The sequence below is a fragment of the Spiroplasma endosymbiont of Tricholauxania praeusta genome (assembly GCF_964019535.1).
GTDB classification, from domain to species: Bacteria; Bacillota_I; Bacilli_A; order Mycoplasmatales; family VBWQ01; genus Spiroplasma_E; species Spiroplasma_E ixodetis_A.
In genome coordinates this window covers 1,365,025-1,388,211 of record NZ_OZ026450.1, presented here as the reverse complement: position 1 = coordinate 1,388,211, position 23,187 = coordinate 1,365,025, and the positions used below count along the sequence as shown (strand labels likewise).

44 protein-coding genes and 1 pseudogene are annotated in these 23,187 nt (G+C 21.3%); 42 read left to right on the top strand and 3 right to left on the bottom strand.

The window, feature by feature from the left end:
* Positions 1-61: 61 nt before the first annotated feature.
* The 21 genes from AACK96_RS07745 (at position 62) to AACK96_RS07645 (ending at position 13,289) form a co-directional block, all read left to right on the top strand.
* On the top strand, positions 62-580 hold the full coding sequence (locus tag AACK96_RS07745) for a hypothetical protein (RefSeq protein WP_338973655.1): 519 nt from the start codon (positions 62-64) through the stop codon (positions 578-580).
* A gap of 134 nt (positions 581-714) precedes the next feature.
* Positions 715-918 carry a hypothetical protein gene (locus tag AACK96_RS07740; protein WP_338974232.1) on the top strand — a complete coding sequence of 68 codons (204 nt, stop codon included), beginning with the start codon at positions 715-717 and terminating at the stop codon, positions 916-918.
* A gap of 8 nt (positions 919-926) precedes the next feature.
* Entirely contained in the window at positions 927-1,364 is a 438-nt protein-coding gene (locus AACK96_RS07735) for a hypothetical protein (RefSeq protein ID WP_338973653.1), read from the top strand.
* Positions 1,354-1,647 carry a hypothetical protein gene (locus tag AACK96_RS07730; RefSeq protein WP_338973423.1) on the top strand — a complete coding sequence of 98 codons (294 nt, stop codon included), beginning with the start codon at positions 1,354-1,356 and terminating at the stop codon, positions 1,645-1,647. The genes AACK96_RS07735 and AACK96_RS07730 overlap by 11 nt, the downstream gene beginning before the upstream one ends.
* The gene (locus AACK96_RS07725) at positions 1,616-1,828 is read left to right on the top strand and encodes a hypothetical protein (RefSeq protein WP_338973522.1); all 213 of its coding nucleotides are present in this window, start codon (positions 1,616-1,618) and stop codon (positions 1,826-1,828) included. Before AACK96_RS07730 ends, AACK96_RS07725 begins: the two co-directional genes overlap by 32 nt.
* Positions 1,829-1,981: 153 nt before the next feature.
* Positions 1,982-2,104 carry a hypothetical protein gene (locus tag AACK96_RS07720; RefSeq protein ID WP_338974231.1) on the top strand — a complete coding sequence of 41 codons (123 nt, stop codon included), beginning with the start codon at positions 1,982-1,984 and terminating at the stop codon, positions 2,102-2,104.
* Positions 2,104-2,349 (top strand): hypothetical protein, encoded by a 246-nt coding sequence (locus AACK96_RS07715; RefSeq protein WP_338973650.1) that lies wholly within the window; start codon positions 2,104-2,106, stop codon positions 2,347-2,349. The genes AACK96_RS07720 and AACK96_RS07715 overlap by 1 nt, the downstream gene beginning before the upstream one ends.
* Positions 2,350-2,468: 119 nt before the next feature.
* Positions 2,469-3,296 carry a hypothetical protein gene (locus tag AACK96_RS07710; RefSeq protein WP_338974229.1) on the top strand — a complete coding sequence of 276 codons (828 nt, stop codon included), beginning with the start codon at positions 2,469-2,471 and terminating at the stop codon, positions 3,294-3,296.
* Between the two features lie 16 nt (positions 3,297-3,312).
* Positions 3,313-3,471, top strand: coding sequence for a hypothetical protein (locus tag AACK96_RS07705; RefSeq protein ID WP_338961498.1), 159 nt, complete (start codon positions 3,313-3,315; stop codon positions 3,469-3,471).
* Positions 3,472-3,511: 40 nt separating this feature from the next.
* A complete protein-coding gene (locus tag AACK96_RS07700; RefSeq protein WP_174480113.1) occupies positions 3,512-3,700 on the top strand; it encodes a hypothetical protein in 189 nt (62 codons plus the stop codon).
* Positions 3,701-3,716: 16 nt separating this feature from the next.
* Positions 3,717-4,094, top strand: a complete 378-nt coding sequence (locus AACK96_RS07695) for a hypothetical protein (RefSeq protein ID WP_281747963.1) — start codon at positions 3,717-3,719, stop codon at positions 4,092-4,094.
* Between the two features lie 18 nt (positions 4,095-4,112).
* Positions 4,113-4,400 (top strand): hypothetical protein, encoded by a 288-nt coding sequence (locus AACK96_RS07690; protein WP_338974228.1) that lies wholly within the window; start codon positions 4,113-4,115, stop codon positions 4,398-4,400.
* Positions 4,401-4,443: 43 nt separating this feature from the next.
* Entirely contained in the window at positions 4,444-4,878 is a 435-nt protein-coding gene (locus AACK96_RS07685; RefSeq protein ID WP_338974227.1) for a hypothetical protein, read from the top strand.
* Positions 4,879-4,969: 91 nt separating this feature from the next.
* The gene (locus AACK96_RS07680) at positions 4,970-5,329 is read left to right on the top strand and encodes a helix-turn-helix domain-containing protein (RefSeq protein ID WP_338973555.1); all 360 of its coding nucleotides are present in this window, start codon (positions 4,970-4,972) and stop codon (positions 5,327-5,329) included.
* Positions 5,286-5,858, top strand: coding sequence for an IS630 family transposase (locus tag AACK96_RS07675; protein ID WP_338975134.1), 573 nt, complete (start codon positions 5,286-5,288; stop codon positions 5,856-5,858). Before AACK96_RS07680 ends, AACK96_RS07675 begins: the two co-directional genes overlap by 44 nt.
* 4 nt (positions 5,859-5,862) lie before the next feature.
* On the top strand, positions 5,863-6,309 hold the full coding sequence (locus AACK96_RS07670) for a hypothetical protein (protein WP_338974226.1): 447 nt from the start codon (positions 5,863-5,865) through the stop codon (positions 6,307-6,309).
* A gap of 14 nt (positions 6,310-6,323) precedes the next feature.
* On the top strand, positions 6,324-8,021 hold the full coding sequence (locus tag AACK96_RS07665) for a hypothetical protein (protein WP_338974225.1): 1,698 nt from the start codon (positions 6,324-6,326) through the stop codon (positions 8,019-8,021).
* 3 nt (positions 8,022-8,024) lie between these two features.
* Complete coding sequence (locus tag AACK96_RS07660; protein WP_338974224.1) at positions 8,025-9,911, top strand: hypothetical protein; 1,887 nt, start codon at positions 8,025-8,027, stop codon at positions 9,909-9,911.
* Positions 9,912-9,915: 4 nt separating this feature from the next.
* The gene (locus AACK96_RS07655; protein WP_338973392.1) at positions 9,916-10,038 is read left to right on the top strand and encodes a hypothetical protein; all 123 of its coding nucleotides are present in this window, start codon (positions 9,916-9,918) and stop codon (positions 10,036-10,038) included.
* A 16-nt stretch (positions 10,039-10,054) separates the two neighbouring features.
* Positions 10,055-11,296: a hypothetical protein gene (locus AACK96_RS07650; RefSeq protein WP_338973974.1), complete on the top strand. Its 1,242-nt coding sequence runs from the start codon at positions 10,055-10,057 to the stop codon at positions 11,294-11,296.
* Positions 11,247-13,289: a hypothetical protein gene (locus AACK96_RS07645; RefSeq protein WP_338974222.1), complete on the top strand. Its 2,043-nt coding sequence runs from the start codon at positions 11,247-11,249 to the stop codon at positions 13,287-13,289. The genes AACK96_RS07650 and AACK96_RS07645 overlap by 50 nt, the downstream gene beginning before the upstream one ends.
* On the opposite strand, the gene AACK96_RS07640 is transcribed toward AACK96_RS07645, so the two are convergent.
* The 3 genes from AACK96_RS07640 to AACK96_RS07630 form a co-directional block, all read right to left on the bottom strand.
* Positions 13,290-13,460 (bottom strand): hypothetical protein, encoded by a 171-nt coding sequence (locus tag AACK96_RS07640; protein ID WP_338974221.1) that lies wholly within the window; start codon positions 13,458-13,460, stop codon positions 13,290-13,292.
* Complete coding sequence (locus AACK96_RS07635) at positions 13,442-13,570, bottom strand: hypothetical protein (protein ID WP_338974220.1); 129 nt, start codon at positions 13,568-13,570, stop codon at positions 13,442-13,444. The genes AACK96_RS07640 and AACK96_RS07635 overlap by 19 nt, the downstream gene beginning before the upstream one ends.
* A gap of 231 nt (positions 13,571-13,801) precedes the next feature.
* Positions 13,802-13,969 carry a hypothetical protein gene (locus AACK96_RS07630; RefSeq protein WP_338974218.1) on the bottom strand — a complete coding sequence of 56 codons (168 nt, stop codon included), beginning with the start codon at positions 13,967-13,969 and terminating at the stop codon, positions 13,802-13,804.
* A 302-nt stretch (positions 13,970-14,271) separates the two neighbouring features.
* Between AACK96_RS07630 and AACK96_RS07625 the strand changes: the two are divergent.
* From AACK96_RS07625 to AACK96_RS07525, 21 genes and pseudogenes are all read left to right on the top strand, one after another.
* Positions 14,272-15,378: pseudogene (locus tag AACK96_RS07625) on the top strand (ISNCY family transposase); the annotation flags it as partial.
* Positions 15,379-15,465: 87 nt separating this feature from the next.
* Positions 15,466-15,888 (top strand): transposase family protein, encoded by a 423-nt coding sequence (locus AACK96_RS07620; RefSeq protein WP_338973316.1) that lies wholly within the window; start codon positions 15,466-15,468, stop codon positions 15,886-15,888.
* 23 nt (positions 15,889-15,911) lie between these two features.
* Positions 15,912-16,319, top strand: a complete 408-nt coding sequence (locus tag AACK96_RS07615) for a transposase family protein (RefSeq protein ID WP_338973314.1) — start codon at positions 15,912-15,914, stop codon at positions 16,317-16,319.
* Positions 16,320-16,892: 573 nt separating this feature from the next.
* A complete protein-coding gene (locus tag AACK96_RS07610; RefSeq protein WP_338974214.1) occupies positions 16,893-17,381 on the top strand; it encodes a hypothetical protein in 489 nt (162 codons plus the stop codon).
* Positions 17,382-17,515: 134 nt separating this feature from the next.
* Complete coding sequence (locus tag AACK96_RS07605; protein WP_338974212.1) at positions 17,516-17,671, top strand: hypothetical protein; 156 nt, start codon at positions 17,516-17,518, stop codon at positions 17,669-17,671.
* Positions 17,661-17,843: a hypothetical protein gene (locus tag AACK96_RS07600; protein ID WP_338974210.1), complete on the top strand. Its 183-nt coding sequence runs from the start codon at positions 17,661-17,663 to the stop codon at positions 17,841-17,843. Before AACK96_RS07605 ends, AACK96_RS07600 begins: the two co-directional genes overlap by 11 nt.
* A gap of 5 nt (positions 17,844-17,848) precedes the next feature.
* Positions 17,849-18,055, top strand: coding sequence for a hypothetical protein (locus AACK96_RS07595; RefSeq protein ID WP_338974209.1), 207 nt, complete (start codon positions 17,849-17,851; stop codon positions 18,053-18,055).
* Between the two features lie 15 nt (positions 18,056-18,070).
* The gene (locus AACK96_RS07590) at positions 18,071-18,232 is read left to right on the top strand and encodes a hypothetical protein (RefSeq protein WP_338974207.1); all 162 of its coding nucleotides are present in this window, start codon (positions 18,071-18,073) and stop codon (positions 18,230-18,232) included.
* Positions 18,219-18,875, top strand: coding sequence for a PD-(D/E)XK nuclease family protein (locus AACK96_RS07585; RefSeq protein ID WP_338974205.1), 657 nt, complete (start codon positions 18,219-18,221; stop codon positions 18,873-18,875). The genes AACK96_RS07590 and AACK96_RS07585 overlap by 14 nt, the downstream gene beginning before the upstream one ends.
* A 1-nt stretch (position 18,876) precedes the next feature.
* On the top strand, positions 18,877-19,401 hold the full coding sequence (locus tag AACK96_RS07580; protein WP_338974204.1) for a recombinase RecT: 525 nt from the start codon (positions 18,877-18,879) through the stop codon (positions 19,399-19,401).
* Between the two features lie 91 nt (positions 19,402-19,492).
* Positions 19,493-19,852, top strand: coding sequence for a helix-turn-helix domain-containing protein (locus AACK96_RS07575; protein WP_338973555.1), 360 nt, complete (start codon positions 19,493-19,495; stop codon positions 19,850-19,852).
* On the top strand, positions 19,809-20,381 hold the full coding sequence (locus AACK96_RS07570) for an IS630 family transposase (protein ID WP_338975134.1): 573 nt from the start codon (positions 19,809-19,811) through the stop codon (positions 20,379-20,381). Before AACK96_RS07575 ends, AACK96_RS07570 begins: the two co-directional genes overlap by 44 nt.
* 4 nt (positions 20,382-20,385) lie before the next feature.
* Positions 20,386-20,697: a recombinase RecT gene (locus AACK96_RS07565; RefSeq protein WP_338974202.1), complete on the top strand. Its 312-nt coding sequence runs from the start codon at positions 20,386-20,388 to the stop codon at positions 20,695-20,697.
* Positions 20,690-20,833, top strand: coding sequence for a hypothetical protein (locus AACK96_RS07560; RefSeq protein ID WP_338974200.1), 144 nt, complete (start codon positions 20,690-20,692; stop codon positions 20,831-20,833). Before AACK96_RS07565 ends, AACK96_RS07560 begins: the two co-directional genes overlap by 8 nt.
* A complete protein-coding gene (locus tag AACK96_RS07555) occupies positions 20,826-20,993 on the top strand; it encodes a hypothetical protein (protein ID WP_338974198.1) in 168 nt (55 codons plus the stop codon). Before AACK96_RS07560 ends, AACK96_RS07555 begins: the two co-directional genes overlap by 8 nt.
* A complete protein-coding gene (locus AACK96_RS07550) occupies positions 20,986-21,135 on the top strand; it encodes a hypothetical protein (protein ID WP_338974196.1) in 150 nt (49 codons plus the stop codon). The genes AACK96_RS07555 and AACK96_RS07550 overlap by 8 nt, the downstream gene beginning before the upstream one ends.
* Positions 21,128-21,652 (top strand): hypothetical protein, encoded by a 525-nt coding sequence (locus AACK96_RS07545; RefSeq protein WP_338974194.1) that lies wholly within the window; start codon positions 21,128-21,130, stop codon positions 21,650-21,652. Before AACK96_RS07550 ends, AACK96_RS07545 begins: the two co-directional genes overlap by 8 nt.
* A 1-nt stretch (position 21,653) precedes the next feature.
* Positions 21,654-21,788, top strand: a complete 135-nt coding sequence (locus AACK96_RS07540; RefSeq protein WP_338974192.1) for a hypothetical protein — start codon at positions 21,654-21,656, stop codon at positions 21,786-21,788.
* Positions 21,788-21,964, top strand: a complete 177-nt coding sequence (locus AACK96_RS07535; RefSeq protein ID WP_338974191.1) for a hypothetical protein — start codon at positions 21,788-21,790, stop codon at positions 21,962-21,964. The genes AACK96_RS07540 and AACK96_RS07535 overlap by 1 nt, the downstream gene beginning before the upstream one ends.
* 23 nt (positions 21,965-21,987) lie before the next feature.
* Positions 21,988-22,293, top strand: a complete 306-nt coding sequence (locus tag AACK96_RS07530) for a hypothetical protein (RefSeq protein ID WP_338974188.1) — start codon at positions 21,988-21,990, stop codon at positions 22,291-22,293.
* Between the two features lie 165 nt (positions 22,294-22,458).
* Positions 22,459-23,106 carry a hypothetical protein gene (locus tag AACK96_RS07525; RefSeq protein ID WP_338974186.1) on the top strand — a complete coding sequence of 216 codons (648 nt, stop codon included), beginning with the start codon at positions 22,459-22,461 and terminating at the stop codon, positions 23,104-23,106.
* The last annotated feature ends 81 nt before the right edge of the window (positions 23,107-23,187 follow it).

The following is a 23,187-nucleotide window of genomic DNA, read 5'->3' as shown; positions in this document are numbered from 1 at the left end:
AAAAATCAAAATATATGTTCTTTATGCTAGAAGCAACAGAACATATTAGGAAAGGATTATTATGCAAATAGAATTTAAAAAAGAACAAATTGTTAAAGATAAACCACAATCTATTCTTATTGATTATGTTGAATATAAATTATCGCTTCCAAAATGAATGATTAAAAATAATTCTTTTATTGTTGATAACAGTTACACATATTGAGTTTTTAATTTAGAAAATATTAAAAGAGAATTAAGTGGTAATGAATTAATAAAATTATTAGAACCATATATTAAAGACCAAAAAATAACTGTTAATAAACAAGAAACACCCAAAGAATATTATCTTAATGATATCAAACTTGAACCATTAACATTTTATGAACAGCATAATAGTTGATTTATGGGTGAAATAACAGATAACAAAACTAATATTACAAATCCATGTTTTAAATACAACATTACATGAGAAGAAAATAGAAAAAGTTTTAAAATAAATAATCCATATAAACACGATGATTTACCAATTAATTATATAGTTACTTCATATAAGGAAATTTCAACTCATAATGAAAAAGTATTTTTGTTGAACATGTAAACAAAATAAATTAGATTATTTATTCTTTAATACTAATGATATAAAAACAAGAAAATATTTTTTAAGAGATAAAAATAGTAAAGCGATTTGTTATGACTGTATTTTAAATATTAGGTTAAGTAGGAGGCATAAATATGAATAAAGAATATTTAACTAAAAGAGGAACGATTTGCATACCAGACAGTGATGATATTGAATTTAAAATAGGGCTAATTAAACTGATTGATGATTTAAAAAAAGATAATTTAGTTTGTGGTCATAAAGAATTTATTGAAGAATGTAAATATTGTTGATGTAATTGTGATTTAGAAATTATTAAAACGATTATTAGAGGTTAACTTAATTAATGCAATATGACTTAATTATTGGAATTGATCCTGCTGGAATTGGTAATAATGGAATGGTTATATATTCAAGTGAAACTAATAATATTACTTTTAATGAAACATTCAAAATTAAAACAGTTTTAGAAAGTAAAAATATATATAAAGAATATTTTAAATTAATTAAAAAACAATTTATTAATCAAAAAATATTAGTTATTGTAGAAAATTTCTTTTTAAGCTCAAAACAATTATTAACTAATCCATTAGCAACACCTAAGATTATTGGTGCATTAATGGTATTAGTAGAAGATGTTATGAATTGAGATTATTTAGAAAGTGAACCAAAAAATAAAACTAAAATAGAAAATTATAAAGGAAATATAAAATTAACAAAACATGAACAAGATGCTTATAAGCATATTCAATACTATTTAAGGAATTATAAAAATGAAAGATAAAGCAAATTATGTCAAATTAAAAGTAAAACTGAGTAACACTATTGAAGCAAAATATTACGAAAAAGGTAATAAGGAATTATATTATAGTGTTCGTGGTCAATGAAATGGATTAAATTATGTTACTTTAATTTTTAATAACCCAAAATTTTATAGACGATGTATTTTATTAAACAAAAACGATGAAATTATTGTAACTGGTCAAATTTTTAATACTTTAAATATTCCTAAAAATCGTGCATTTTGTTCAATCAATGTTAAATGATTTAAAAAATGAAAAGAGTAAAAAAATGATTAAAAATACACCATTAGAATATATTAATGACAGAATTAAGCAGCATAAAGAAAATATTAATAAATATACAAAAGAAATTGAAAGATTGCAAAATTTTATTAAAACAAATGAAATTAGAATGACTGAATTAGAAATAATAAAAGATATTTTACAAAAAGGAGAAAAAATATAATGAATTTTAATCAAAATCCAAAACAAATGACTGATTTAGTAATAAAAAAAGATATGGAAAAAAGTATTAGAAAATTTAAAAATTAAAATAGGAACTCTTGCATTTAATAATATTGAAGAAGAAATACATTATATAAATTTAATAATAAATAAAATGTCAGAACATATTTATTCATTAGAACAAGAAATAATTAGAAAAAATCAAATAATAAAAGATAAATTGGAACAAGAAAAACTTGAAATTGCTAATCAAATTAAAAATAAGGAGAATAATTAATGATAATATTACCTACTTTGTTTGAAAATAAAGATGAAATTGAAATATTATCACCATTTCCAAAAGCAATTCATACAAGTAATGATATTAGAGCAATTATTTTAAGACAATACCCAAATGTTAAATCCAAACACATAATTGTTTCTGACCCCGAAAGTAATGTTGCATTAATAGTTGGTGATAATGATGTTTATCAAGGTTGAATTAAAGTAACAATTAAAAAATTAGAAATTAAAGGAGATTAAACAAATGCAAAAGGAAAAAATTAAAATTAGAAATTATGAATTTGAATTAAATTCTTATGTAGTAGATTCCTTATTAGATGTTATAAGAGAACTGATAAAAACAAATAAAGGAGAATAAAATGCCAAACGAAAATACACAATCAAATTATACTTTAACCAAATTAATTAGAACTGGTATAAGTCCTATTTGTGCAATGATTGGTACAAGTGCTTATTATGGTCAAGTAATTGCTAATCCAATATTAGGTTCAATTAATAGTTTATTATTTGGTAAAAAATTAGGTTTAGATATTTGAAATTTAAATCAAAGACCAAATACTAAAACTAAATTAATTAATAGTTCTAAAAAAATAGCATTAGGATTAGGAACAATTGGTTTAGCAAATTATAGTAAATGAACAGAAAATAATATTAATCCTATTATTCCAACAACACCAATTCCAATAATTACTACAACTACAACAGAAGGTCCGCCATGATTACTATTAAATAAACAAGAAAATCAGTCATTAATGGATTGAGATACATATATTAGTTTAAATGCTTATGGTATATCAAATCTTATTAATGGATTAACGGAGTTAATACCTAATAAATTTGAAACAATAAGAAAGATTTGTAATATGGCAACTGGTGGATGTTTAATATCAAGTGGTGTAGCAATGGGTATTAATAATAATTTTAATAATGCTTATGCAGTACCTACAATTGTTGCTGGTGCAAGTGAAATTATCCATAATTTATTACCTATGGAAACTACACATCATAATGAAGAAATGCAAGAAACATCATTTAATGATGAAACTACAAGATTAATTAATGACAATAGATTTACTATTAATAGTGAAACTGCAAGTCAATATTATGGTAGTGATAATATGAGCGAAGTACCATTAAATCATGATAATGCTTCATTAAATTGAGATTATAATCACATGAGTTTATAAAGGAGGTGAATAATTTATGAATAAAGAAAAATTACTTGAATATTATAATAATGAAATTCATACATATAAAGAGAGAATGGAACAATTAAATAAAGAAATTGCCTTATTAGTAAGCATTATAAGTAATTCAAAATCGATGATTGAAAGAATTAATGGTGGTCAATTTGATGAATAATTAAAAATTAAAAATAAATAGTTGAAAGGAAAATATTGAGATGAAAGAATTTTTACATGAATTAATAATTATTGGAACAAGTGTTGGAACATTAATTTGCAGAGAAATTATTGTTTTATTAAAAAGATTTATCACAACTCCAAAACATGTTAGAGCAAATAACAAAATTATTAAACATCAAAAAAAATTAGCAAAGTTAAATGAAAAGATTAATAAAGAAAATAAATAAAAAAGTGGTGATGTAAATGTTAGAAAATGAAAATAATGTTCAACAAACAACTGAACCTTTAACTGAAAATAATGCTTCTTCACAAGAAATAGAAAATAAAGTTAATGAAGCAGAAAATAAGTTAAATAAACTTAATCAAGAAATTAAAGAAAAAGAAATGATTAATATATTTAAAAAATATCAAGTTAAAAGTGAATTTTATGATTATTTAAAATTTAAAACTAATAATTTAGAAAATTCAAAAATTGAAGAAACTATTAAAAAAATGATTAAAGAACAACCAGTATTTAAAGAAACAATTAATACAGGTGGCAAACCACAGACAATAATAACAAATCAACCAAATTCAATAAAAAGTACTTTATTGGATTATAAAAAGAAAAATAATTTATAACAGAAAGGAAAATAAAAAATGGCAGTACCATTCAATAAAAATTTAGATAATACCGAAAAATTAGTAGAAGCACCAGAGTTTATAGAATTTTATAAACAATCAAATTCACCATGAGCAAGTTTTTTTCCTATTGAAATGGTTAATTCTACAAAAATTGAATTTATAGTTAAAAAACCAAAAAATCCAGAAATTAAAGTACTAAAATGAAATGATAAAAGCAAAGGATTAGATGTTAGTTATGCTGAAACTATTAAAATTTTAAAAGAAATTAAAGAAGAAAGCAGTTGCAGGTGAAATAATTGCTAATGTTGATTTAAATGCTGAAAATGGACAAAATTTATTAAATACAATGCAATATGAAGTTGCTAATGATTTAGCAGATTATTTAGCAAATAATGATACAAATGTAATTGCAAAATATGCAACTAAAGTAGATATTACTGATAAAACACCAGTAGGATATTTAAAATCAATGTTAGATGCTTGAAATACTTTATTTCAACTAAGAAATAGTAATAATTGTCGTTTTTTTATTACTAATAATCTTTATGATAGTATTGTTTATTTAGCTAATAATAAAGGTTTAATTACTGATAATCAGATTGCTCAACAATTAAGATTAAATGGAAATGATTTATATATTAAAGGTGTACTATGTCAAATTGTTATGGATGATTATATGACTTTTACTGATAATAATGAAACTAAAATTATGTCTTTTGTTTTAGCAACACCAAGAGCAATGAAAAGATATATAGCTAACGAAAGTAATGTTTACTCATAAATAATGTAAAATAATAATATGTAATTTAAACAATTCTTGCACTTACAAGTATAATTCAGCAATAATTAAAATAGATTAGGAAGATTAAATTATGCCAAAACCATACAGTGAGGACTTACGAAGAAAAGTAATAGAAGTTTATGAAAGTAAAAACATGAAAATTAAAGAAATTTGTAAAGTGTTCAATATCACTAGAAAGACTTTATTTTTATGAAGAAAAAGAAAGCAAAAAACCGGAAATATAAAACCAATTTTGAATTATCAAAAAGGACATAGCCACAAAATAAAGGATTTAGATGAATTAAAAAATTATTTAGCAGAAAATAAAGATGTTACAGTTCAAAAAGTAATTGAAAAATTTGGTGATATGACAAAAGAAACAGTTTATAACTATTTCAAAAAACTAAATTATACATATAAAAAAAACTTTTCTATATGAACAAAGAGATAAAAATAAACAAGAAGATTTTTTAAAAGAAATAGCGAAAATAATGAATGAAGATTTGGTATATATTGATGAATCTGGAATTGATGATAATGAATTTTATAAATATGGTTGGTCTGAAAAAGGTAAAAGATTATTTGATAATAAACCTGCATATAAAATAAAGAGAATGAGTATAATTGGTGCACTAAATAAAGGTAAATTAAAAGCTCTATGAGCATTTGAAGGACATTGCAATAGTAAAATTTTTGAATCATATGTTAAAAATATACTAATTCCAGTATTAAAGTGTGGACAAATTATAGTTTTAGATAATGCGACGTTTCATAAATCTAAAGCAACAAAACAATTAATTGAAAATGTTGGATGCAAACTATTATTTCTTCCACCATATTCTCCTAATTTAAATCCAATTGAACATTTTTGATTTGCTATAAAACATAATATAAGAAAAATATTACCAAATTATTGACCAAATATTAAAAACGCGATTGATTTTGTTTTTCAAGATATGAGTAAACATTACTTTCGTTAGCTATATGTTGCAAAATACAGTTGTATATGTTCAAGATATTGCTGATGGTAAAGTTGGAAGAAGATATTTAGTTGGTGGAGAAGTAACTGGTGAATCAATACCCTATATAACAGATGAAGAAACAACTTCACGTTGAATGTTATGTGCAATCATTAATAATGATAAAACTGATTTAAAAACTAAAATTACAAGTTTAACAATTGATATTACTGCAAATGTTAATAACAATAATAGTGAATTAAATACACAAATAAAAAGTACTAATGAACTTAAATCATTAAATCCAAATTTAACAAATCCAACTATTAAATATTTTAGTGATGCACAAGGAAAAACTAATGTAAGTAATCAAAAACAAAAAGCAGGTGATTTATACATAGTTATTTCTTCAAATGTTAATGATTTAAATTATAAAGGAACAACAAATCCAATTAAAATAACTCTTAAATAAAGGAAATTAATACCATGCCAATCGGTACAACTAGTACAGCAATACTTTTAAACATAAATAAACCAAAACATACTAGAATAAGTAAACAGCAAGAAAATAAAAGTTTTTGGTGAGAAATTTTAGAAATGATTGGTGTACAAGTTATAGCAGTAGCACTTGCTCCTTTTACTGGTGGTTTAAGTGAAAGTTTAGCACTTGGATTAGGTGCAAGTGATTTAATTGCTAGTATTAGTGCTGTTGGTGTAGAATTTTTAACTGATTTTACTATTAATCAAGTTTATGATTATTTAAAAGGAAATGTAACACCATTAAATACTTTTTTTAATATATTACCAGCATTTGCTGGAATTAATAAAATTAGTCGTGGTTATCGTACTACTAAATTTATTAATTTAGCACAAAAAACTAAAACATTAGAACAAGTTGGAATTAAAGAAGCAAAAAATTTACAAGAAATTATTAGTCAAGTAAGTGGAAAAGAAATTTTAACAGATAAAATTATTGGTAATAAACGTTATTTAATGAATTATAGTTTTACTCCTAATCGTGAAACAGTATTACGAGATTTAGGTTATGTTGCTGAAAGACAATATAAAAATAATTTTCAAAAATTAGAAGCACAAGAGTTAAAAGATTACTTATTATTACAAAATACATTAATAAAACTAAGTCCACAATTAACTCCTAAATTTAAAATTAAAGATATTGAAAAAGCAAATAACTTTTTAAAAAAATATAATACTGATTTAAAAAAAGTACTATCCATGAATCAACATGATTGATTAAATTTAGTTCATACAATACATACAGAAAATAGATATGGAAAAACTTTAATTTTAGATTTACAAAAAATTCGTGCTAATGCTATTAAATTTAATTTTAAAAATAATGTTATTCATCAACTTGTTTTAAAAGCAAATCAAACTTTTAAATATTTTGATATTAGATTTTATTTAAAAAAAGGTTTAAATAAATTTTGAAAAGATACTCCATATTTTGAAAAATTACGAGAAAGTATATATAAATTACAAGAAAAATTTGAAAAGTTAGAAAAACAAGCATTTGAAAAAATTAATAAATTAAAAGAAAAAGCAACAAATTTATTTACTAGTGCAGAGAAAAAAGCAATTAAACATGCACAATTAATTCCATTAAGTTCACCAGTATTTATGGGTTGTAAAATTCAACCTTTATCATTAAGTAAATGTGCAATTACTATTTATCATCGTAATCCTAAGTATAAACCAATTACAGTTGTTGATAGTATTATTAAAGCAGAAACTTTTGTTACTCAAATACATCCATTTCACTGATATAGATGATATAGTGGTTGATATATTGGTTATGGAGTTAGTCGTAATAAATGATTAAAAGCAATTGCATTTGCTCCACCAGTTATTCAACAAGTAATTAGAGATAGTTTTAAAGTTTATAGAGAAATATTTAGAATAATAAGAACTTATCATAAAGTAGTGAATGTTATTAATAATCCTATTGAAAATATTAATAAATCATTTAAAAGTGTTGGTTTAAAATTTTCAGTTAATACTTTATTTGGTACTCGACTATTACATCATTTAGAAAAATTTGCATATAGTCAAATTGTAGAAAAAGGGAAAAAGAAATTACAAAAAGAAGTTATTCATATTGCACATAGAAAAACTAAAACAAAAACTAAACATTATAAAAAAGCATTTTTTAAGGAATGATAAATTATGATTAATAAACTTTGAACTGATGTCAGTTTAGAAAATTATAATAACTGATATCCATTAACTGGAAAAATTACAGAAACGCCACAGCAATACATACAAACATGACCTAATGTTAATGATTGATTTATAACTTTTGCTATTCGTGCTCAAAATGATATTAATGCTTATCTTGATTTTATTTTATCTAAATTTCCTTTTGATAGTTTTAAAGATGAATTAATTAAAGAAACATTAAAAGATATGGTTTATGTAATGGTTGAACATTGAGTATTTAATCGTACACCAATTGAATTTAATGTTGATGCTACTATTCAATTTAATAATGGTACTCAATTTAGTGCAAATAGTACTCCTACAATTAATGTTTGAGATTTAGCACCTAGTAGAATGAAAATATGAGCAAGATTAACAGAATTAAAACAAATATTTTCAAGTTATAATGATGATGAAATAGATGTTGAAAAAATTGACTTAAAAGCATTTTATACTAGAAATCAAATTGATAAATTAATTAAAGAACAAAAAGAATTTACATTATCAAAACAAATGAAATTGTATGATGATTTAGTTGATGATAATGAAAATGAAATATATAGAGGTCCTGTTACAAAATTTATAAATAAAGGTTATGTTGCAACAGATTATGATAAAGAATCTGAAACAATGATTTTAGATTGACCTGATGAAATTGGTACATTACCACCCGAAGCATTACAAAATAATCCACAAATTGGTGATTATACACATGCACCAACTTGTGATTTTTCTGCTAAACAACAAAAACGAATTACTACTAATGAAAATGAAATTACAAAATTAAATACTGAATTAATTAAAGCAAACGAAAATATTAATGATGTTAAAAATAATTGATTTAATATCGAAACTAGTCCCCTATGAAAAAAAGTTGAAAATAATAATATAGAAACATTTAAATGATATTTTATTAAAATCAGTTATCAATATTCAACAGAAAATGACTTTATGAAATTTTATAAAGTAATTAAAATTTATTTAAATAATGTTTTTAATGAATTTGAATTGTTAAATGTTGATTCCATGACTTATAATGAACAAATCTCAAATAAAAATATTTTAAATATTGGAACTATTTACTATGACAATAGAAATAAAAAATTTAGGGGTGGAGGTAATTCTTATCCTGAACGTGGAAAAATTAATTTAATTGGTGATATAAAAGAAATATATCAATATCAAGGAATAGATACGCCAACTGAATTTATAGCAGAAGAAAGTACTGAACGTGATTATTATACAAAAATAGAAACTAATAATTTATTAGATAAAAAGCAAAATAAATTAACTACTGGCGAAAATATTAAAATTGATGAAGTAACTAATACTATTAGTGCTATTGGTGGTAAAACTGATTTATCTGATTATTATAAAAAAGAAGAAGTAGATAAAAAAATAGAAGATAAAATGGATAAAGACCATTTTAAATATGTTTTTTCTATCAATACTATTAGTACTGAAATTCCTAATTTAGAAACTACTGATAAAACTATTGCCGGTGCTATTAATGAATTAAAAGATATTCCTCCAACACCAAGTCCAAGTCGTTCAAATTGAAAAGAAGTAGGAACAAGAGAAAAAAATAAATGAGATAATTGACAAATTACTTATGATTTTATAGTTAATAAACATTATAGAGTTTATTATTCTTGAAGTATATATAATCCAGTTTATACTATACAAGAATTTATTATAACTGATAAAAAAATTGATGGTGTACAAATACAAACCTTTAATGATAGTGCTAATATAGTAATTTTATCAGTTCAACATGCAAAATTGATTACTATTTATAGCGGAAAAGGTAATTTAAAAGGTAATGTATGAAAATTAGAAGAATTACAGGAATAATATTATGTTTTTTAAAATTATAAAAATTATTTTAGGTTTAATTGGAGTACTATTATCTTCTGCAACTGCTGGTTTAATTATATTTATTATTGTAAAAATTGTATTAAAAATTAATCAAATATTTTAGAAAGGTGGTGAATATTATGTTAAGTTTATTTAAAAGAAAAGATAAAACAAATACTAGTGATAATCAAAATGAAAAAGTAAAATTTTTAACTAATAAAAATAAAAGTACACATGCTTCTATTTTAAATTATTTTGGTTTTAATGATTTTAACCATGAAACTTATTTTACTGATTTTGTAGCAGAAAATAATGCTAATTTATATAATGCTCCATTAGATATTAATAATGAAACTATTAAAAAATACTTAATTCAGCAAGAATTTTATAGAAAAAATTGAAATTCTATTTTTAAATTAAGCAAATTAGGAATTAGTGGTTATTTAATTTTTATTGCTAATGATGATTTATATTTTCAAGTAATAGATATTCAACAAAGAGTTTATGATATTACCGGTAAATTAATTCAATGTACTATTTTTTATGATAGTTATCAACAAAATGCACAAAATGTAAGATTATTTGAAATTTATACATTAAATAATGAACAAGTAACTATTAATCGTGCAATTTATAGTATTAGTGATAATAAAAAACAATTTCCATTAGATTTTAAATCATTCATTAATAATCCAAATTTAGAGCAAGAACAAACACTAAATATTAATTATATACCAATAGCAATTATGCGAAATAAAGCAAATGAATTAGCAGATTGTGATAAAGTAATGGATAAAATTAAAGCATTAGATGTTATTTATGAACAAATTGTTTTAGATACTATTTTAAACTCACCTAAATTTATTTTTAATCAAACTTATGGGAATGTTCAATCAGCATTAGAACAAATAGTAAGAACTTTGGTTACTAAAAACTACATATTTAAAAGTGGTGGAGATAATAACGAACAAAATGAAAATATTAATATGACAAATAGTAATTTTAAAGGTAAAAATTTAACTGATATATACGATTGAAATGTTAATGAAATATTTAAACGTTGTGGTATTCATATACCAAGTCAAAAGAAATCTGCACAACAATCAGTTCCCGAAAGTACAGCAGTAAATATTTCAACTATTAACTATATTGAACAAAAATTATGACAATTTAATATTGATATTCTTAAATTTATTCAAATATTAGTACGTTTAGATAAAGACTTATTAAATAGTAAAACATTTAATATTAATGATGAACAAGAAATTAATAATTTAACAGTGAGATTAAAATTATTTAATCCCGAAAATAACCAATTAATAGGAGAAAACAATGGAAAACAACAACAAACCACAAACGAAATTTCCACAGAAACAAACTAAACTTAATCAAGCAGAAGTAGAAAATGATTATTTAATTGATAATATTCCTTATGACTTTACTAATATGATGAGAGCAACTAGTGACCCCGATATTAATAGAGCATACGATGAATTTAAAAAAAGAACAATTTATATTTATGAAATTGAACGTTTATTTAAAAATAATGAAAATAATACTTTAAAATTTTCAGCAAATACTATTAAAATCGGATTTATTGATATTGAAAAAGTATTAAAAACTACTGCTGTTGAAACATCTGATTTTACTATGCAATTAAATCAAAGAGCAAGTACAAATATTAATGATAATACAATTGAATATAGTATGACTGATATTAAAAATTTAATATTTCAAGAAATAAATTTATTAAATCAATTTAAGTTATATGCAGTTAGTATTAATGAATCATTAACTGAAAATAATATTGATAATTTATATATTATTAATAATTATTCACAACCTTATCAAAATCCAAAAACAAGGAGTACTAAAAGTATTACTATTATTAAAATTAAAGATTTTAAAACAAGAGATGGTTATCCAATAATTATTAAATTACAAAAACCATTAGACAAAGATACAAAAGTAATTGGTTTAAAAATTAAAGCCCCTAGAAGCATGATTTTCGGGAATATAAAGGTACTTGGTGAAGTTGATAATATGGAAGTATACCCAAAGTTATTTATCAAGGATAAGATAGCATTTCCACTATTATCAATGCCTATTGAAACTCAACCAAAAGTTAGAATATTACAACAATGATTTAGTGAACAAATATTACCTTGAAATTTAGCAAAACAATTTATTGGACAAGAAAAATCAGTTTTAGATTTAATTGCTATTGGTGGTGGAACTGAAACAAGAAAAGAAATTATTAATAATGCAAAAATAACATATGCAAAAATTGGTAAATATGATGGACCATCCCCAATACCGAAAAAATTAGCTGATTTTGAAATGAAAAAGAATGAACAATATTTATTATATAGTCATCGAGAACCAAACCCACCATATCCAAGTAGAAATATTGTTATTGAATTATCACAGAACTTTAATGATATTGAAATTGAAATAAATGATAAACCACCCATTGACAGTCTACAACAACTATTATTAGATATGCTAAGTTATACATATAATTATAATAGGAATTTTGATGGTGCAACATATGATGATAAAGGTGTTCCAGACAATGAAATTGCAAAGTTAAGAGCAAAATTTGAAGGACAAAAACCAGAAGAAGTAATAACTAATTTATTTAAACAATGAAAATTGGATTATCCAAATTATATAAATTTACCACAAGTTCATATTTTTAAGAAACTAGTAATTATGTTATCAAATAATATTTATTCAATTATGTCAATTAATAAAGTTTTAAATGATGATAATAAAATTTTGTTACCCTATTATTTTGAATTAAAATCGAGTCCAATAAAACCTACTGGTAAAGATATTTGAAGATTTAAAGATACCAAAGTTATATTAAAATCTGAGTATTTTGATTTTACAGATATGAATAACATTAAACTAAGAAATAATGATATTAGTCAAAATGAATTATTTAAATTAGACGATAATCAATTTAATTGATTATCTATAACCAATGAACTAGAAACTAATAATATACCTTCATTAATTCCATCAGATTGAACATTAGCAAATGGCGAATATGGAAAATATTTTACAAAATTAATCATTAGTAATAATAAAATTGAAAATGCTTTAAATTTATATGGTTCAAATAAATCTCAATTATTTTCTAAATTGGAATTTTATAAAGAAATATCACAAATTGATAATAATAGTGAATTTGAATTACAAATCGAAAATCCGATTAATAATCTAAATCGGATTGAAATTAGTGGTGTTTTTGGTTCCGGAAATTATGATTTTATTTTAATAACAGATAAACAAGAAATTGATTTAAAAAATATTAATTTATTCGATAAATATAATGAAAATATTTCTTATATTAACTTAGAAATTTAATTATTCAAAATAATTATTTGTGTAAGTACCATCTCATTTTACATCTTCATCATGATGTTTAATTTTTGAAAAATACAATCTAGTTTTATCAGGGCTATATCATTTATTTCATCAAATTGTAGTTGTACCTAATACTTTTTCTCCATTTGGTTTTAAATAGTAATTTTCCATTTTATTGGTAAGCACCCCCCCATGATTAATCCTATTGTTCCAGTTGTTGCACCAGTTAGTGCTAATGCTAATGTTATTTTACTTAAATTTGTTTTTATTCATGTTTTCATATTAAATTACTCCTTTTTTCCTTAATTTTACTTTTAAATTGTACTATTTTTGATTATTTTTACAAGTATGCTTTTAAATGCAAAATAACACCTAAATTAAAGGCGTTTATTTTGTGAGACCTATACTATTAATTTTGTTGGAATTATTTATTATATAGCAAATGTGAAGATACTTTTTTTCACAGTAGTATTATTTTTTCCCCTAATTACATTTTTGTATGGATTTAAAAATTATTCTTGATTTGCTTTAATAATTTTTTCAAGTTTTTCATCAGGTAAATTATCTAAAATTTTTGGTAATTCTTTTTCTTCAAAATCATCTGCATGCTCAAAGCAGAAAAAAAATTTTCCAAGTTCTTTAATTTCTATAACATTACTTCATTCTTGTGGACACAACATTTTTTGACAAAAAATAAGATTAGTATTTTCTTCTTTATATTTATTTACTTTATTTATTAATAAATCACAATTTTGATTTTTAAATTTATTTTGTTTTTTTATTTTTTTTTACTTTTTTTCTTGTTTTACACCTTGTACTCATTTAAATTCTTCCTTTTTTCTTAATTTTACTTATAAATTGTACTATTTTTGATTATTTTTACAAGTATGCTTTTAAATGTGTCATTATTTAGTGATAATTTCCTATTAGTTATCGAGTAAAAATTTCCCAAAAGTGAAGTTAAATATACTTGGTGATAAAAATGGAAAGAAGCATGACTATGAAAGAAAAATATAAGTACAAAATTATAAATGATATTATTATTAATAAATTATCTAAACATCAAGCCAAGAATAAACTTAATCTAACTATTAGAAGAATTAACCAATTAATTCAAATTTTTAATAGAGAAGGTAAAGTTGGTTTTATTCATAAATCTCGCAATACAATTTCTAATAAGGCAACAAATTTTGAAATCAAAATTAAGATTATCAACTTGTATAAAACAAAATATTATAATTTTAATTTTCAACATTTTCATGAGAAATTAATGAATGAAGAAAAAATTAAAATTTCATATAGCACACTTTATACTATATTAATCAAAGAAAAAATTACTTCACCAAAAAGACATAAAAATAAAAAAAATAACTTACATCCAACAAGAAATCGAAGAACAAATTTTGGTGAATTAATTCAAATGGATGCAAGTAATCATCATTGATTTGGTAACGATAAACCAAAATCATTTTTACATGCTGCAATTGATGATGCTACAGGAAATATTGTTGGACTATGATTTGATCATCAAGAAACATTAGATGGTTATTATAATGTTTTTTATCAAATTTTAACTAATTATGGCATACCAAAAACATTTTATACTGATAATAGAACAGTTTTTGGATATAAGAAAAAAATTGATTCAGGTAAAATAAACACAGAAAATGACACTTATACTCAATTCCAAAAATGCTGTAATGATTTGGGTGTTGAAATAATTAGAACTTCAATTCCACAAGCTAAAGGTAGAATTGAACGTTTATTTGGAACACTTCAAAGTCGATTAATTAGTGAATTACGACTTAATAAAATTAAAACATTAGATGAAGCTAATCAATTTCTCAAAATGTACATAAACGTTTTTAATAAACAGTTTGCCTTTCCTATTGATGATAATAAATCTGCTATGGTTAAAGCTCCTACACAAGAAGAAATAAATATTTATCTTTCAAGATTTTCTAAAAGAAAAACAGATAGTGGTTCAACTATAACATATTATGGTAAAAAATATTTTCCTTATAAAAATAACAAAGTTCAATACATACAATCTCGAATTGATGTAATTGTACTTAAATCGTTTATTAATAGACATATTCCGTAATTATTTTTTTGAAAAATCAAGTAATAATTTTATAATTTATTTTATTAATGAATTAATAAGGTGTTGATAAATATGGCTTTTGAAAATTTAAAAAAATTAAAAAATGATAAATTTTATAGATATTTTGGTATAAAACATTTTCATTTTAATGAAATGTTAGAAAAATTAATTGAAATAGAAAAATTAGAAAAAACTAAAGGTCGAAAAAATAAACTTTCAGTTGAAGAAAGATTGATGATGACACTTGAATATTGAAAAGAATATTATACTTTTTTTCAAATGAGTATTAAATATAAAATGAGTCCTTCAAGCTGTTTTCGAAATATTACTTGAGTTGAAAATAAACTTAGTAATGATAGAGATTATCAATTTTTAAAAGAAAAATATAAATCAAAAAATGATAAAAAACAAGAAAATTTAAATGAATTTCAATTTTATTTAATTGATTCAACTGAGATTGAAATTGAAAGACCAACTAAAAAAAACTACAGTTAGAATATTTTTCTGGTAAAAGTTGAATGTATTCTATAAAATTTCAAATTGTATATGATTTTTTTAATAAAAATATTGTTGATATTTTTGCTGATAATGGCAAAGTGCATGATTTTCAAATATTAAAAAATTCAAATCTTGTATTTTCTAAAAATACAATAATTATTGGTGATTTAGGATATCAAGGTATACAAAATATTTATGAAAATACAATAATACCAATTAAAAAAAGTAAAAATAAAAAATTAACTAAACAAGAAAGAAAATATAATAAGATTGTATCTAAAATTAGAATCAAAGTTGAACATGTTTTTGCTTGATTAAAAAGATTCAAAATTTTAGTAAATAAATGTAGAAAAAGTAAATTTAGACTTATGTACTTAAGATTTAACTTACTTTGTAAAATTTTTAATAAAATAAAACCATTAAAATAAAAAAAATCAAAAATATATTTTTTAAAATTGAAATTATTATCAAGTTAATATAAAAATATTATTAACATTTTTTTATTTTCGAAATAGAAACTTATTTTTAAACTATTTTTTCGGAAAATATTAACTTTTATAATTAATAACACTAAAAAATTTATAAAAAGTATTATTGACAATTGATTAAATTTAATTATGGAATATGTCTAATGAATTAGCCGAATAAAAAATTGGTATATTTTATAAAAATAACTTGAGAGATAATTCTCTCATTTTTAATTGTTTAACAATTATAATTAATTATTTTATTAAACCAGCACTTTATTAAAGTAATTAATTATTACATAACTAAATAAAAAATTATGTAGGCTATTGTGCTGGAATTACCCAATAGTAATTTTTGTCATGCTTTTTTAAAACTTGATATTTTTTGGTTCCCTTCCCCTAGAACCCCTACCCTCCTAGGCTTTGCTACTTACAGTAGCATAAGCCTATACGTAGTAGATAGATAAGTGGTTAGTAGTATATAAGCCTTTTATCACTGTAGGTGATAAGGCTTATACATAGAAAGGATTTGTAATGATTAATGTTAATTTAGATATTAAAAATAAAGTAAGAGAAACAACTAAAGGTATGTTATTAGAAATTGGTGAATATGAAACATGATTTCCAATTAAAGATACTATTATTAATAAAAATAATAAAAAAATAACATTAAAAATAATTGAAGATTTTAATTATAAATTAGGTAAAAAATCAATTACAAAAGATATTGAAAGTATTAAAGGTAGTGAAATTTTAAAATATATAAAAAATATTTCAGATATTACTACAAATGAAAATGAATTAATATCTTGTGAATTTTATGAAGAATATAATGGTTATTATATTTTTAAAAATAATAATAATCAAGAATGTTTTAAATATAACATTACATGAGAACAAGATATGAAAAGTTTTAAAATAAATAATCCATATAATGATAATGATTTAGCAATAAATTATATTGTTACACCAATGAAAGATATAAATACTCATAATGAAAAAATATTTTATTTAAAGTATTAAAGGAAATTAATATGTTATTAAATGTTGAAAAAATAGAATTAATAAAAAATTTATGTAATGAAAAATTACTTAAAAATAAAAAATATATTGAAATACAAGAAATATTAAAAATTATAGAAAGAGAGAATTAATTTATGTTGAATTTAAAAGAAGATAAAAGAATATATATAAAATATGAAGAAATAAAAATATTTGGCTCATGTGATATTTGTCATAAAAATTCATCATTTGCAAATAGAACTTGTAATAAATGTTTTTATAAATTAATGAGTGAAAATAATGAAATGTAATATTCATAATGAAAAATATATTTGATTTAGTGAAATTGATAATTCTTATTATTGTAATAAATGTATTAATGACATGATTGAAAATGATATGTATTTAACAAGTGATAACTATGATAGGTTATATAACCATTATATTAATGAATTACAATTAGAAAATTTTAAAGGAGTGTAAATATAATGAATCAATTAGAATTACAAAATGCAATGAAATTAATAGAAAAATTTGAAGAATTGCAAGAACAATTTAATAGTAAATATGAAAATTTTGATTTTGAAATTGATAATGATGGGGATTTAAAAATTAGTAATGATTATTTTATATATGAAGATGTAAATAAATTAGAACAAGCAATTATTGATTATAAAAGAATTATTAAAGGTTAAAGGAGATGAATAAATATGGTAGCAGCTCCTAAAAAGAAGCCAGAAGATTTAATAACTAAACAAATTATTATTAGACTTACTAAAAGTGACCATTATGAATTAAAAAAACTTTGTGTAAAAAAAGAAATTACAATTAATAATTTTGTAAGGGATTTAATTAAAAATGCAATTAAATAATCAAAAAAATAATTTAATTTTTAAAAAAGAAACACATCAATATTTTATAAAAAATAAAGAATTAATATCAGTAAGTAAAATACTTGATTATTATTTGGGTAATTCATATTGTAAATGTAATAAATGTAAATATTGTTTTAATATTCATAATGCAAGAATTCGAGGTAATGCAGTTCATAAAGTAGCAGAATTATATTTTCAAAATATAAATATTAAAAATATAACTAATCAAATTAAAAATTATATTAAAGATTTATTTCCAAAAAATTATTTAAATTATTGTTATACATTATTAGAATATTTACCTACTAAATTTATTAATAATAATGAATATATTAGTGAAAAAATGTTTAATGCAGATATAGTTGCTGGAACACCAGATTTAATTTATAAAGAAAATAATTTAAATATAATAGTAGATTTTAAAACTTATAAAGTTTTTACTAAAGAATTATTAGAAAAATCAAAATTACAAATAATAGCGTATTATTGATTATTAAAAAATAATAATTATGAATTATCAAATATTCATTTTATATGTTGAGTTAAAGAAAATGAAATTGAATTAATTAAAGTTGAAATAACAAATGAATTATTAATGGAATGAGAAAAAGCAATTTGAACATGAAAGGAATTAAAATAAAATGGCAAATGAATTATTAGTTAAAAATATTAATAATGGTAATGTAGAAAAATTTATTAGACAAAAAGGTATTATTAATAATTTAGAAATACAAAAATTTAAAAGTAATGTATTAGCAATTTCAAATCAATATGGTTTAGATAAAGCATATCCAGATACTATTATTAATAGTTGTTATCAAGCAGTATTATTGAATTTACCATTAGAAAAGAATTTTGGTTATTGTTATATTGTACCTTATTGAGATAATAACACAAAAGTAAATAATGCTCAATTTCAAATGGGATATAAAGGTTATATTCAATTAGCATTACGTTCACAACAATATAAAGAAATTAATGTAAGTGATGTTAGATTAACAGAAATTAAAAAAATAGATAGACTTAAGGGAATTGAATTTAATTGAATACAAGATGATTTAGAAAGATTAAAACAACCTATTATTGGTTATGTAGCATATTTTCAGTTAGTAAATGGTTTTGAAAAAACTTTATATATAGCTAACGAAAGTAATGTTTACTCATAAATAATGTAAAATAATAATATGTAATTTAAACAATTCTTGCACTTACAAGTATAATTCAGCAATAATTAAAATAGATTAGGAAGATTAAATTATGCCAAAACCATACAGTGAGGACTTACGAAGAAAAGTAATAGAAGTTTATGAAAGTAAAAACATGAAAATTAAAGAAATTTGTAAAGTGTTCAATATCACTAGAAAGACTTTATTTTTATGAAGAAAAAGAAAGCAAAAAACCGGAAATATAAAACCAATTTTGAATTATCAAAAAGGACATAGCCACAAAATAAAGGATTTAGATGAATTAAAAAATTATTTAGCAGAAAATAAAGATGTTACAGTTCAAAAAGTAATTGAAAAATTTGGTGATATGACAAAAGAAACAGTTTATAACTATTTCAAAAAACTAAATTATACATATAAAAAAAACTTTTCTATATGAACAAAGAGATAAAAATAAACAAGAAGATTTTTTAAAAGAAATAGCGAAAATAATGAATGAAGATTTGGTATATATTGATGAATCTGGAATTGATGATAATGAATTTTATAAATATGGTTGGTCTGAAAAAGGTAAAAGATTATTTGATAATAAACCTGCATATAAAATAAAGAGAATGAGTATAATTGGTGCACTAAATAAAGGTAAATTAAAAGCTCTATGAGCATTTGAAGGACATTGCAATAGTAAAATTTTTGAATCATATGTTAAAAATATACTAATTCCAGTATTAAAGTGTGGACAAATTATAGTTTTAGATAATGCGACGTTTCATAAATCTAAAGCAACAAAACAATTAATTGAAAATGTTGGATGCAAACTATTATTTCTTCCACCATATTCTCCTAATTTAAATCCAATTGAACATTTTTGATTTGCTATAAAACATAATATAAGAAAAATATTACCAAATTATTGACCAAATATTAAAAACGCGATTGATTTTGTTTTTCAAGATATGAGTAAACATTACTTTCGTTAGCTATATGTCAAAAAAACAAATAGAAAAACATTTTTTAAAATATTCAAAAACTTATGCAAAAAATAAAGAATTTATTGTTAGTGATTTTGATAGTATGGCATTAAAAACTGTATTAACTCAATTATTAAGAAAATGGGGAATTATGAGTACTGAAATGCAAATTGCATATGAAAGTGACCAAGCAATTATTACTGAAAATGAAAAAATATATATTGATAATCCAAATATTAATAATGTAATTGAAAATAATACAAATTTTCAACAATTAGAAGAAAATATAAGTAAGTTAGATAATTTGGTATTTAAAAATGAATAAATGTAAATATTGTAATAAAAGAATTTGATTAACTAATTATTGATGTATGAAATGTTTAGAAATAATAGTTAATAATTTATCTGAAAATGTAGAAAATAAATATTTAAATAAAAATAAGGAGAATAAAAATGAATAAAGAAAAATTAATTAATTATTTAAATGAAAGATTAAAAAATGTTGAAGAACAATATAATGATAAATTTTATCAAGATTTACAACAATATATAAAAGGTGAAATGGATTTTATTAAAATTTTATTAAATAGATTAGAAAATGGTGAATTTGATAATGAATAAAAAATATTGTAAAAGATGTGATTATCCATTTAGTAATTCATGATATACCCAAAAATATGATGATAATATATGTACTGATTGTTGTGCTGAAGAAGGTGAATGAAATGAAGAATTAGAAGGTAGTGATGATGAAGATGACTAATTATTTACTTTCAATTGACCCAAGTATAAAAAATACTGGATTTACATTATGAGAAAAAGAAAATATAAGTGATAATTTTATAATAAGATGAAAACCAATATTTGTTAAAAGTTATAATTTGAAAGAATATAATGGAAAAAGACAATTTTATTGAGATATAAAAGTTAATGATAATGAATTAGATTTAATTATTGAACGTGGTACTTTTCATGTAAAAAATGGTATTGGATATGAAACACAAGAACATTTACGTGGTTTTATTGCTGGACAATTTAACAAATTAATAACAAAAAATATGTTAATAAGTCCTTCTTCATGAAAAAAATGATATGTAAATAATTTAAAAAATAATTTTAATTTACCTAAAAAACAAGAATTTATTTGAATAAAAAATACTTCAATACAGTTAGCAAATGAATTAATTAATGAACAAAATTGAAATATAACAATATCAAATCATGATGAAGCAGATAGTTTATTAATTGGTTGATATTATTTAAATAAGGAGAATAAATAAAATGAGTAAGTTTGAAACAGATTATTATGCAATGAAAAGTATACAAGAATTTAGTGAAAATATAGGAAAATTAAAAAATTTAAAACACTTAGAAATATCAATTAATTTATGTACTTGTAAAAAGGAAGTTAAATAATGCAAAAACAAAAACAAGAAAAAGTATTACTTAAATGTATTGTTAAAGATTGTAATAGTAAAGTATTAGTTACTTTAAAAACTGTAAATATAGAAGATAGTGTAGTTCAATTTTTTAATATGTGTTATTTTCATAAAAAACAATTTAAAAATAAAATAAAAGAAATTAAAAATTAATATAAAAATAAGGAGTAAATAATATGAATTTATGAGACTTTTTAAAATATATTGATAAATATAATAGATTTATAATATATACAAAAGATGAAGAAATATCATTTTCACATAATGGTAATTATTGATTAACAGAAGAAAGATGTACAAATGAATATTGTGATACTAATAATTTTAAAAATATAAATATAGCAGATTGAAGAGTATTATCATATAAAATAAATGATATTGGTGAAATAGAAGTATTTATTGCTCCAGATAATCAATTAATGCAAAATTATAATCATTTTCCAAATACAAAAGAAGAAAAATTAAATTATAATAAGGAGTAAATAAGGAGTAAATAATAATTAAAGAAACATTAAAATGTTAAAATATCATATTTATTGCAATTAATTTATAAAGTAATAAAATATTAAAAAAATTTAAAAAGTTTTTAACCCATTACTTTATTTTTTAAGTAAATGGTTTTTTATATTTTAAAAGAGGTGTTAAAAATGAATGATATTATTAAAATTGCTAATCAAATAGCAAACATTACTAATAATGCAACAAATTTTGCAAATATTCAAAGTAATTTACCAAAAAAAGAACAACAAATTAAAGATGAAGTTCTTGAAATTATTTATAAAAAACACTTAAAAGCCCAAGAATGGGGTAATAAATTAAATAAAAAAATAGAAAAAAGTTCACAAAATAAGATAGAAAGAAAAAAAAGAAATATAGATGAAAACTATAGTAAAAATTTAAATTTAAATTTGACAAAAGAGCAAATTCAATCGTTCAATGAAGATGATATAAAAAGTCTTTCAAAAGAAGAAATTCAACAATTAAGTGAAGTTCAAATTAGATGATTTTCACCTAATCAAATTCAATGGTTTACAAATGAACAATTTTCATGACTTAATTATAATCAAATAAGTTGACTAACAAAAAAACAAATTAAAGTACTAAATGATGAAAAATTAGAAATAAAAAGAGAAAAGTATAAAGAACAATATTATAATACTAGAGATAAAGAACAATTAGAAGTATTAAAAACAATACCAGCATGAGCAAATGAATTTAAAACATATATTAATAATTCTAATTTACCAGTAAATAATAATACAAATGTTATTAAAAGTAATATAACAAGTTTATAATTAAAATTAAAAAATATAAACAAAAAAGTTACCAATTAAGGTAACTTTTTAATTAGGTGCCAACCTAAGTTTAAATATAAA